Below are 10825 nucleotides of genomic sequence, written 5' to 3'. Positions count from 1 at the left end.
GTGGTGGCGCTGTGCTGGGCGGCCGTGTTGGTGCTGGTGCTGCTCTGCTGCGGCGGGCTGGCGACGGCGAGCGCGACGAAGACCACCAGCCACGCGAGGGCGAAGAGGCCGCCCGCGCGCAGGGGCCGCTGACGGCCGCGGAACCAGCGGCGCACGGAGGGAACGAACACCGCGATGACCGTGGCGGGCACGGTGAGGAGGAGGAACAGGGCTGCGGCCATGGTTGTGGGATGCTCCTGGTGAAGAGAACTACGTCGGCGAGCCCTGTCAAGGGAACCGAGTCGGCGCCAAGCTTCGGGTCGTGTCGCACAACAGTGGTCGCGCCGGGTGGTGAGGTCGTTACGGCCGTGATCAGGTTGATATCCGACGCCGGGGACGGCGGTAGGATCGGGCAACGGACCTGAATACTCGAGGCGGGGAGGCGTTCATGGCGGACCGCTCGGCGGACCGGGGCGGCCGGGACGCCACGGTGATCAGATCAACCGGGACCGTCGCGCTGATCGCCGCATTCGCGGTCGTGCTGCTGGAGATCGCGGGCACCGGAACGCCCGAATGGCCGCGACTGCTCGCCGTCGTGCTGGCGGTGACCGGTGTCGGCCTGCGGATCGAGGCGGCACTGGTCCGATCGCGCGGTAGCGCCTGACTCGGCCTGACCGTGGGTCCGCCCTTCCGGGGCGACGGGCGCCGGTCACCTGCTCCGGTTTGAGAGAATGTGGGCATGGTCGAGCAGAGCATCTGGATGCGGAAGGTCACCGCGGACCCCGGTCACTCCAGCTGGTACATCGAGCGCTTCCGCGCCATGGCCCGCGCCGGTGAGGACCTCGCCGGGGAAGCCCGCCTCGTGGACGCCATGGTGCCGCGCCACGCCCGCATCCTTGACGCCGGCTGCGGACCCGGCCGGGTGGGTGGTGCGTTGGCCGAGGCCGGTCACGAAGTCGTCGGTGTGGACGTCGACCCGGTCCTGATCGAGGCCGCCGGGCAGGATCATCCCGGACCGCTGTGGATGGTGGGCGATCTGGCGGAACTCGACCTGCCCGCGCGGGGCGTCACCGTGCCGTTCGACGCGATCGTCTGCGCCGGGAACGTGATGACGTTCCTCGCTCCGAGCACCCGTGGAGAAGTGCTGAAACGGTTTCGCGCGCACCTTGCCCCGGGCGGCCGGGCCGTGATCGGTTTCGGTGCGGGCCGGGGCTACGAGTTCGGCGAGTTCTTCGAGCACGTGGCCGCCGCCGCGCTCGAACCCGACCTGCTGCTGTCCACTTGGGACCTACGTCCCTACACGGACGAGTCGGCCTTCCTCGTTGCCTTGCTTCGCGCTGCGTGAGAGGTGTGGCGCGGCGCGAGGAGTCCGGCTGGACAGGTGATCAGGACTTGGCAACCCGGCCTCAGTGCGCCACCGGGCTGTGCTCGTCGAGATAGTTCCGGTTGACGTCGATGAGGTCGTCGAGTGCGGCCCGGGCGACGGCGAGGCTGTCGATCGCGGACGAGAGCCGGTTGCGCTCGCGTTCCATCGTCACGAGGGCGCGGCGCGCCTTGCTCGTGCTGGGTTCGGCCATGCACGGCACCATCTCGGCAATGGTGCGAGTGGACAGACCCGCGGCCAGGAAGGCCCGGATGAGCTCAACCCGCCGGACGTGGTCATCGTTGTAGTGTCGCTGACCGCTGGCGGCCCGCGCGCTCACCAGCAACCCCTGATCCTCGTAGTAGCGCAGGAGCCGCCGGCTCACGCCCGTCCTCCTGGACAGCTCCCCGATCCGCATTCCAGCCCTCCTGTGTTCCCGGTCACGGCCGCTTGTCCCTCACATGGATGTGAGGGCTTAGCGTAGCTCGCATACCGATCCGGCCGCGGACAGCCGGATCCGCGTGACCGCAACCGAAACCACAGGAGTAGGAGACAACGTGATCAAGTTCGCCTACCTGGTCAACCGTGCCGAGGGAATGACGTTCGAGCAATTCGTCGAGTACCACCGCGACCACCATGCTCCGCTGTTCACCTCCATTCCCGAAGCAGGCCGCTATGTGAAGAAGTACGCCGTTTCGCACCCGGTTCCGGCTCCTGGCTATCCCGGTCCGGCCTATGACGGTCTCACCGAGATCTGGTTCGAGGACTGGGCGGGGCACGACGCCTTCTTCGCGTCGGAGAACTACAAGAATCTGGTGAACCCGGACGAGGCGAAGTTCATCGATCCGAATTCCATCGCGACGATGGTCACCACCGAGAAGGTCGTGATCTGACCACTCGGCGCGATTCGTGACGGCCCAGGCCCCACGCCCGCGTGCGGGCGGGCTCGCGGCTGTTCGGCGACAACCGCCTCGCCATGTCGTTGTTCCGGAGGTTGCAGCGGGGGTTCACCGGCTGTTCTCCGGCACGGAGCAGGCTGAACGACCCACACGGGCGGAGGATCTGTCATGGAGTTCAGGCATCTGGTGTCGTTCCTGGCGATCGCGGACGAGTTGCACTTCGGGCGCGCGGCGGCGCGGCTGCACCTGACCCAGCCGTCGCTGAGCCAGCAACTGCAACGCCTCGAGCGCACGCTCGGCGTCGAACTGGTCGCACGGACCTCCCACCAGGTGCGGCTGACCTCGGCGGGCCGCGCGTTCGAGGTCGAGGCCCGGGCGATCGTCAACCGGATGGGCAAGGCCGCACAGTCGGCACGGGAGGCCGCGGCCGGGCGCACCGGCACGATCACCGTCGGCTACAACTTCCCGGCGGGCCAGCACATCCTGCCCGCCACTCTCGCCAGGATGCACAGCGAGTACCCCGATGCCACCGTCAAGCTGGAGGAGAAGCGGACCGGCCCGCAACTGGCCGCGCTCACCGAGGGCACCCTGGACATCGCGCTCGTCTACGGCCGCCCGGTCACCTCCGAGTTCCGGTACCGGAGGCTGTTGCGGCTGCCGATGGTCGCGGTGGTCGGGCCGGGGCACCAGTGGGCGGGCCTGCCGGGCGTGCCGTTCGCCGAACTGGCGCGTCAGCCGTGCATCCTGTTCGACCGCGAGCAGTGCCCGGCGATGTACGACGCGATCCTCGCCGCCGCCGAGCGCACCGGAATCCGGCTCACCGTCGCGCACGTCCTCGACGATCCCGGCGCCACCGCGATCCTGGTTTCGGTGAAACCGCTCGTCGGGTTCGCCTCCGCGTCCCGGGGCATGCTCGCCGGCTCCGCGGTCGGCGGCGTGCGCCCGGTGCCGGTGCGGCTCCACGACCCGGTGCCCACGATCGACCTGTACGCGGTGTGGCGCGACTCCGGGGTCAACCCGCTGCAGGAGGTCTTCCTCGACTGCCTGGAGGCGGCCGGGCCGTTCCGGGTCCCGGCCCCGCACACGGGATCGCGCGCGGCGCGATAGGAGCTCACTTCAGGCCCGACCGCACGAAGGCGTTCACGATGTGCCGCCGCAGCACGAGGTAGAGCGCGAACACCGGCAGGCACGCGAGCCCCGCCAACGCCATCAGCGGGCCCCAGTCGGTGCCCTCGGTGCCCATGAAGCTGCGCACCCCCAGCTGCACCACGGCATTGCTGCGCTGCAGCACCATCGCCGGCCAGAAGTACTCGTTCCAGGCGTTCACGAACAGCAGGATCGCCAGCGCGGCCAGCGCGGGCCGCAGGTTCGGCACCACCACCGTCCACAGTGTCGTCCACGACGACCGGCCGTCCATGCGCGCCGCCTCGAGCAGTTCCTTCGGGAAGCCGTCCAGGTGCTGCCGCAGCATCAGCACACCCAGCGCCGAGCACAGGTTGGGCACCACCACCCCGGCGAGCGTGTTCAGCAGCCCGAGCTGGAACAGCAGCACGTAGTTCGGCAGCATGGTCACCTGGAACGGCACCAGCCACGTCCCGACGAACGCCAGGTGCAGCAGCCGCTGGAACCGGAACCGCCATGCGGCGAACGCGTACGCCGCGAGCAGTCCGGTCAGCAGCTGCCCCAGTGCCGTCAGCGACGCGACCACGGTGGTGTTCACCAGCAGCCGCACGACGTCGACCTTGCTCGCCGCTTCCGCGTAGTTCCGCAGAGACAACGGCCACGGCAGCGGTGACGACGACAGCACGTCGCCCGGCTGCCGCAGCGAGGTCGCGTACAGCCAATAGATCGGGAACACGCACAGCACCCCGAGGACCGCCAGAACGGCGTGCCCCCGGATGGTGCGCCAGCGGGAGTCCACAGTGCACTCCTCAGTCGTCGTGGAAGGTGAGGCGTTCGGACAGCCACACGAGCCCGGCCGCGATCAGGCCGAACCCGGCGAACAGCAGGATCCCCGCCGCCGCGCCCAGGCCCGCGTCGTAGTTGTGGAAGCTGTAGTCCCACAGCAGGTAGTAGACGTTGGTGGTGGCGCCGGCCGGACCGCCCTGGGTGAGGGTGTCGATCAGCGGGAACGTCCACTGCGCGGACAACAGCACGGTCATCAGCGTCAGGAACACCAGCGTCGGCGACAGCAGCGGCAGCGTGATCCACCGCGTCACCTGCCCGCGCGTCGCGCCGTCCAGCTGCGCGGCGTCGGAGTAGTCGGAGTTGATCCCGGACAGGCCCGCGGTCACCACCAGCACCGCGAACCCGAGCAGGTGCCATCCGGTGATCGCGATGATCACCAGTTGCGCCGAGGAGGTGTCGTGCAGCCAGTTCAACCCGGTGCCCAGTACCCGGTTCACCGCGCCGGCGCCGGGATCGAGCAGCCACTGCCACACGGCCGCGCTCGCCACCGGTGCGACCAGCATCGGGGCGAACACCAGCGCCTGGTAGACCGCACGGGCCCGGCCGCGGATGCGCCGCGTCAGCAGCGCGGCCACCACCGGGACCACGACGGTGAACGGCAGCAGCCCGGCGATCACCAGCAGGGTGCGCAGCACCGACCGGCCCAGGTCGGGCAGGTCGATCAGCCGCTCGTAGTTGGCCAGTCCGACCGGCACCATCGGCCGGGTGGGCAGCAGGTTCCACGAAAAGAACGACAGCTGCGCGGTCTGGGCGAGCGGCCGGTAGGTCCAGATCACCAGCAGGGCCAGGGCCGGCGCGAGGTAGAGGTACGGCGGGGCCGCGCGCAGCATCCGCCGTACCCGTGCGGGCCGCTCCGCCACCGGCACGGCGGCCGGTGGCGGGAGGGCGACTTCGACGAACATCGCGGCGAGCTACCGGCCGGCCGGCAGCAGCGGGGTGGCCGCGGCCCGCGCCGAGGCGAGCGCGGTCTGCGGGTCGGCGCCCTGGTAGACGGCCTTCTCGACCGCGTCCATCATGCCGTCGCGGATCTGCAGGTAGGAGTTGCCCGGGAAGGACACCCACGGTTCCAGGTGCGCGAGCTGCGCCACGTTCGGCTTGATCAGCGGGTTCTTCGCCGCCCACGCCCGCAGGCCGTCCGGGTCGTCGAGCAGTCCCGTGCGCAGCGGCAGGTAACCGATTTTCGACGCGATCGTCACGTAGGCGTCCTCGCTGGTGAGGAAGCGGATCAACTCCCACGCCGCGCGCTGCTTGGCCGGCTCCTGCGAGAAGACGAACAGCGACGCACCGGAGTTGGTCGCCACGGGCTGCTTGCCGCCGAAGTCCGGCATCGTCGTGGCGCGCAGGTCCCACTTGTCCTTGGCGCCCTTGAGGAAGGTCGCCTGGATGGCGCTGGTCTCCAGGATCATGCCGAGGTCACCCCGGGCGAAGGCCTCGTAACCCTGCTGCTGCGTGAGCTTCGGGGTGCTGCCGGTGTTCACCATGTTCTGCGCCATCTTCACGACCTCGACCGCCGGGGCGTCGGCGAAGTCCAGCGACCTGCGGTCCGGCGAGAGGACCCGGCCGCCGTTGCTGCGCACCAGCGCCTGGAAGCACCAGTCCTTCGCGGTCTTGGTCAGGCAGTCGAGGTAGGCGCCGTCCCTGCCGGTGCGCTGCTTGATCGCCTGCGCGGCCTGCTGCACCTCGTCCCACGTCTTCGGCGGGTTCGCCGGGTCGAGACCGGCCTGCCGGAACAGGGTGGCGTTGTAGTACAGCACCGGGGTGGAGAACACGAACGGCACGCCGTAGGTCTTGCCGTCCCAGTCGGCGAGCGTCCGGGCGGCCGGGGCGTAGGGGTACTTCGCGCCGTCGAAGTTGGCCTGCACCGCCTGCTTGCCGACGAGGTCGTCCAGTGGCTTGGCGCCCAGGCCGTGGATGGTGAAGTCCAGGTCGGAGAAGCCCAGTTGCGCCACGTCCGGCGGGCTGCCCGCGGCCAGTTGCGCCTGGATGCTCGGCACCGTGTCGGTGGCCGGGTTGGGGCTGTTGCCCTGTGGCTTCTGCGCGGTGACGTGGATGTTCGGGTGGGTTTGCCGGAACTTGCCGATGAGCTCGTTGAACGTGTCCGTCCAGGCGCCCGCCTGGCCGAAGTTGTAGCTCTCGAACACGATCGACACCTGCTGGTCCGGGCTGAGCGGTGGCGCCTGCGCGACCGTCGTGGCTTCCTGGGACGCGGTACTGCCCAGGCCACAGGCCGAGGTGCCCAGCACCACGGCCAGCGCGAGGGCGATCGGGGTTTTCCGCATGGGGCGTGCTCCTTGTTGTTTCACTGGGGAAGAGCGGAGAGTCCGTCGAGGGCGGGCACGGGTTCCCACCGCAGCCGCCGCCCGGACTCGCGGTCGAACAGGTGCAGGCGTTCGGGGGCCGCGGTCAGCTCGACGGTGTCCCCGGCCGCCAGCCCGAGCGGACGGGGCCCGCGCACGCAGGCGCGCGCCTCGCCGACGGTGCAGTGCGCGACCTCCTCGCTGCCGAGGTTCTCCACGAGCCGCACCACGGCGCGCAGGCCCGGTCCTCGGGTGAGGTGTTCGGGCCGGATGCCCAGCACCACCTCGGTCGAGGGCAGGTCGGCGGTGATGCCCAGCGGCAGACCGAAGTCCGCACCGACGACGTGCAGCGCGCCGTCGCGGCCGGCGACGGTGGCGGGCAGCAGGTTCATCGGCGGGGCGCCGAGGAAGCCCGCCACGAACACCGACGCCGGCTCGTCGTAGACCTCGGCGGGGGTGCCGACCTGCTCGAGCCTGCCCTGGTTCAGCAGCGCGATGCGGGTGGCCATGGTCATCGCCTCCACCTGGTCGTGGGTGACGTAGACGAAGGTCGACCCGAGTCGCCGGTGCAACCCGGTCAGCTCGGACCGGGTCGCGGTGCGCAGTTTGGCGTCCAGATTGGACAGTGGCTCGTCCATCAGGAACGCGCCGGGATCGCGGACCAGCGCCCGGCCCAGCGCGACGCGCTGCCGCTGCCCGCCGGAGAGTTCCCTGGGGCGGCGGTCCAGCAGCCCGTCGAGGTCGAGCGCCCGCGCCACCTCGGTCACGCGCCTCCGGATCTCGGCGCGGGGGCGGCGGCGCGCCCGCAGTGGGAAGCCGATGTTGCGTTCGACCGTGAGGTGCGGGTAGAGCGCGTAGCTCTGGAACACCATCGCGAGGTCACGGTCGCGCGGCGGGGTGTGCGTGATGTCGCGGTCGCCGAGGAGGATGCGGCCAGCCGACAGCGGGGCCAGCCCGGCGATCGCGCGCAGCAGCGTGGACTTGCCGCAGCCGCTGGGGCCGAGCAGGACGAGGAACTCGCCGTCGCCGACGTCCAGCGTGACCTCGTCGACCGCGGTGACCGCACCGAACCGTTTGGTCGCCGCTTGGATCTGGATCCGGCTCACCGGCTTTTCCTCCCCGGGGACTGGAAACTGGAGAACTGGTCGTTCCGGGCGCATCACAGCAGCCGCGGGTGTAGCGCGGGTGAACGGGTGGACACGGTTGCGGCGGGTGAAAGCCCAGTTCAGGCGCTTGTGCAGGGACTATTGGCACGAGTGCGGGATCGATTGGCACGGCGAATCGACCGGTTCTTCCCATCCGGCGAAAGGAATGCGCACGGAAGGCTTTCCCGGGTGCCGGCGCGAGGCGGCGATAGGCACGGCCGATCGGTCGTTCGATGTCGCCCGCACATGCCTGCGCGGGTGGTCCGGTCCAGGCCAGGCTGGGCCGGAGCCCGCGCGGGCATCGGCCTCCGGAGCGCGCCGGGCCTACCACACTCTCGGCAGATCGGAAGAACCATGCAGCTCACCGTTCTCGGCTGCCGGTCGGGCATGCCCGCCGGCGGATCGCCCAGCTCCGGATACCTCGTGGACACCGGGCGGACCCGCCTGCTGCTCGACTGCGGCCCCGGGATCGCCACCGCCCTCTCCGCCGTGGACGGCCCCCTGGACGGCGTGGTGATCACCCATCTGCACATCGACCACTGCTACGACCTGTTGCCGTTGGGCAAGGCGCTGCTCAAGCCGCTGCTGCGCTTCCCGGGGGCCCCCGATTTCGGTGGTGCGTGCGAGCCGGTGCCGTTGCTGGTCCCGGTCGGGGCGAAGGAGCTGTTCGCGCGGTGGTCGCAGTTGTTCCCGATCGCCTCGATGCCGGTGCTGAACCGGGCCTTCGAGGTGGCCTTCGACGTGCGCGAGTACGAGCCGGGCGAGCTGTTCGAACTCGGCGGCTGCGCGGTCGAGTTGCACGAACTGGCACACTCCGCGCCCAACTGCGGGATCCGGCTGACCGACGGCGAGCGGACCCTGGCCTACACCGGCGACACCGGGATGACCGGCGCGCTGGTCGACTTCGCCGCGGGCGCCGACTCGTTCCTGTGCGAGGCGACGCTGCGGGCCGCCGACACGACCGGGCACGGGCACCTGTCCGCGGCCGAGGCCGGGCGGGTGGCGGCCGAGGCGGGCGTCGGGGAACTCGTGCTGACCCACTTCGCTTCCACCGAGCCGGACTGGCTGCACGGCCTGCGCACCGACGCCGAATCGGAGTTCGGGGGCCGGATCCGGCTGGCCGAGGCGGGGGAGACGTCGAGGTGCTGATCGGCCCCGGGTCGAGGGCCTGTTCGAGGCTGTCCGGTCGGGCCGGAATCACCGATCACGGAACGGTTCCCGGGATCAGTGGTGTTATGGCTGCGAGCGGGAGGAAGGGATTGGCGGCTGCTGCTTCCACTGTTTGCCAGTCGTCGTCGGTGATCAGTTCAGCGATAGCTGAGGGCGGCAGGGCGGGGTGGCCCGCAGCGTGTGGTCTTGCGCGTTGGTCGGACAGGCAGGCGAGCAGTGCCGAGGCGGTCGCGTTGGAATGCTGGGCGATCGCGCGGAACGCTTTTCGTGCCGCTGGCTCATGTCGGACCAGATCCTGCAGTAAGGCTGGCGAGGCATCCGGGTTCCTGGCCACGGCGGTGAGGACCTTTACTCCGTGCCGGTCGATCATGGTGCGCAGGTGGGCTTCGGGCAGGCCCGGGTGCGGCGCGATGGACTTGGCCACCTTCGCGTCGGGGTCGGCGGCAAGCGCTTCCCTGACGCTCGCCGGAAGGTCGCGCCGTTGGGCCAGGAGCATCCGTATCACCGGATTTGGTGAGGTGGCCAGTTCCTGGACTTCGACGGGGGAGGCGGCGGCGATCCGCGGAAGCAGGGTCGGGCCGATCCTGGTGGTGCGGGCCAGGTCGTCGAGTACGTCGAGCGGGACGTTCGGATTGTGGGCGAGTCTGCGCTGGACGTCATGGCCTTGGTCGTGGGCCAGCGCGTGGATCAGGGCATCGTCGATCCCGGGGTTCTCGGCGAGTTCGCCGCGGACGCCGGGGACCGGATCCTCGGCGAGTCGCCGGTGGATTTCCGGCGGCAGGTCGGGCCGGGCGGCGAGTTGTTGGCGCAACAACATCGAGGGATGGTCGGCGAAGGCGATTACGGCCGCTGCGGGCGAAGCCGGATTTCGCAGGGCTCGGTGGTGCATTTCCGTGACGGTGGATTCGTGGGAACCGTGGCAGGCGGCACCCGGCCGCAGATCACAGTCGGTGCGCGGGCAGTGCGGATCGTGGACGAACGGGATCTCGTGGCGGTCGCAGACCAGGCACCTTGTCGCAGCGGGGAGTCCTTCGCCCGTGAGCAGTGCTGCCAGCACGGCCGGGGGCGTTGCCTCGTTGAGTGCCGCCGCGCTGCGCACCTCGGCATGCGGATGCTCGGCCAGCCGGGCGGCAACTACTGCCGACGTCGTCCACAACGCGAGTTCCGCGACCACCCGAGGGTCGGGGTCGGCAGCGAGCACGTCCACGACATCAGCGGCAAGGCCAGGGCAGCCGGCGAGCCTCTGCCTGTGCTCGACGACGGGATCCGCCGCGAGCCGGAGTGCCCAGGCAGGGTTACCAGTTCCCTTGTCGAGCAGGGCAAGCGCAGCGCGCGGCTGTGTCGCGGGATCAACGACGTCTGTGGTGAGCAGCCCTGCGACGACAAGCCGCACCACGGTCTCCGGGCGCCGGGTGGCGAGCGTGACGGCCTGCGTCACGCTCAGATCCTCGCGACCCGCGAGTGCTGTGGCCATCTCCTCATCCGCGATCCCGATCAGCCGGTCGACCAGCTCTGGCGGCAGGGCCGGATTGGCGGCGATCCCGCACAGGACATGGTTCACGCGAACACCCTACCCAGAGCCCGGGGTGGTGAGCACGGGACAAAGCGGAGCCGATCAAGGCCATCGTCACCGGTATCGAAACGCATCAGGTCAACGACAATGTCGGTCTGGCGCCGGGTGGGCTTCTCTCGCGGCACAGGCCCCCCGTACCGGTTATGCGGAATTTTCGGGCAGTGGGGTTTTGACTGCTCCGGAATCGGTGGCGTTTCAGGGGCTCGACAAGAACACAAACGATAAGATGGCCCCTCTGGGGACAACCAATTTGTGGACTTTTCCGCGCAATGGGGATCAGGAGGACCTGATGGCAACCCCGCCGAACACCCTTGCCCTGGCCGTCGGCCAGAAGAACGCCCTCGCCGTCATCGGCGATGCCGACACGCTCAGGGTCGCGTTCGAAAGCGGGCGGCAGATCACCCTTGACGGCAGGTTTTCTGGTGAGCGCG

General features: G+C 70.0%; 12 protein-coding genes. 5 read left to right on the top strand and 7 right to left on the bottom strand.

Annotated features, from left to right (window positions below; translation table 11 throughout):
- On the bottom strand, positions 1–221 hold a 221-nt coding region (locus tag FNH05_RS21920), incomplete at its 3' end, for a hypothetical protein (RefSeq protein WP_144590591.1).
- A 206-nt stretch (positions 222–427) separates the two neighbouring features.
- On the opposite strand from FNH05_RS21920, the gene FNH05_RS21915 reads away from it, so the two are divergent.
- Together FNH05_RS21915 and FNH05_RS21910 are read left to right on the top strand one after the other, a co-directional pair.
- The gene (locus FNH05_RS21915) at positions 428–643 is read left to right on the top strand and encodes a hypothetical protein (RefSeq protein ID WP_144590590.1); all 216 of its coding nucleotides are present in this window, start codon (positions 428–430) and stop codon (positions 641–643) included.
- 75 nt (positions 644–718) lie between these two features.
- Entirely contained in the window at positions 719–1324 is a 606-nt protein-coding gene (locus tag FNH05_RS21910) for a class I SAM-dependent methyltransferase (protein WP_144590589.1), read from the top strand.
- Between the two features lie 61 nt (positions 1325–1385).
- On the opposite strand, the gene FNH05_RS21905 is transcribed toward FNH05_RS21910, so the two are convergent.
- Positions 1386–1727: a MerR family transcriptional regulator gene (locus tag FNH05_RS21905; RefSeq protein ID WP_342781592.1), complete on the bottom strand. Its 342-nt coding sequence runs from the start codon at positions 1725–1727 to the stop codon at positions 1386–1388.
- Positions 1728–1899: 172 nt separating this feature from the next.
- On the opposite strand from FNH05_RS21905, the gene FNH05_RS21900 reads away from it, so the two are divergent.
- Entirely contained in the window at positions 1900–2235 is a 336-nt protein-coding gene (locus tag FNH05_RS21900; protein ID WP_144590587.1) for an EthD domain-containing protein, read from the top strand.
- A 174-nt stretch (positions 2236–2409) separates the two neighbouring features.
- Positions 2410–3348, top strand: coding sequence for a LysR family transcriptional regulator (locus tag FNH05_RS21895; protein WP_144590586.1), 939 nt, complete (start codon positions 2410–2412; stop codon positions 3346–3348).
- 4 nt (positions 3349–3352) lie between these two features.
- On the opposite strand, the gene FNH05_RS21890 is transcribed toward FNH05_RS21895, so the two are convergent.
- The 4 genes from FNH05_RS21890 to FNH05_RS21875 are packed head-to-tail and all read right to left on the bottom strand — an operon-like array spanning position 3353 to position 7612.
- Positions 3353–4162 carry a carbohydrate ABC transporter permease gene (locus FNH05_RS21890; protein WP_144590585.1) on the bottom strand — a complete coding sequence of 270 codons (810 nt, stop codon included), beginning with the start codon at positions 4160–4162 and terminating at the stop codon, positions 3353–3355.
- Positions 4163–4172: 10 nt separating this feature from the next.
- Entirely contained in the window at positions 4173–5111 is a 939-nt protein-coding gene (locus FNH05_RS21885) for a carbohydrate ABC transporter permease (RefSeq protein ID WP_144590584.1), read from the bottom strand.
- A 9-nt stretch (positions 5112–5120) separates the two neighbouring features.
- A complete protein-coding gene (locus tag FNH05_RS21880; RefSeq protein WP_144590583.1) occupies positions 5121–6488 on the bottom strand; it encodes an ABC transporter substrate-binding protein in 1368 nt (455 codons plus the stop codon).
- Between the two features lie 20 nt (positions 6489–6508).
- A complete protein-coding gene (locus FNH05_RS21875) occupies positions 6509–7612 on the bottom strand; it encodes an ABC transporter ATP-binding protein (RefSeq protein ID WP_144590582.1) in 1104 nt (367 codons plus the stop codon).
- 393 nt (positions 7613–8005) lie between these two features.
- Between FNH05_RS21875 and FNH05_RS21870 the strand changes: the two genes are divergently transcribed.
- Positions 8006–8800: an MBL fold metallo-hydrolase gene (locus FNH05_RS21870; protein WP_144590581.1), complete on the top strand. Its 795-nt coding sequence runs from the start codon at positions 8006–8008 to the stop codon at positions 8798–8800.
- Between the two features lie 55 nt (positions 8801–8855).
- On the opposite strand, the gene FNH05_RS21865 is transcribed toward FNH05_RS21870, so the two are convergent.
- Positions 8856–10382: a hypothetical protein gene (locus tag FNH05_RS21865; protein WP_144590580.1), complete on the bottom strand. Its 1527-nt coding sequence runs from the start codon at positions 10380–10382 to the stop codon at positions 8856–8858.
- Positions 10383–10825 lie beyond the last annotated feature (443 nt).

Origin of the sequence: Amycolatopsis rhizosphaerae, assembly GCF_007713715.1 — a bacterium.
Classification (GTDB): Bacteria; Actinomycetota; Actinomycetes; order Mycobacteriales; family Pseudonocardiaceae; genus Amycolatopsis_E; species Amycolatopsis_E rhizosphaerae.
This window is presented reverse-complemented; position numbering and strand designations above follow the sequence as displayed.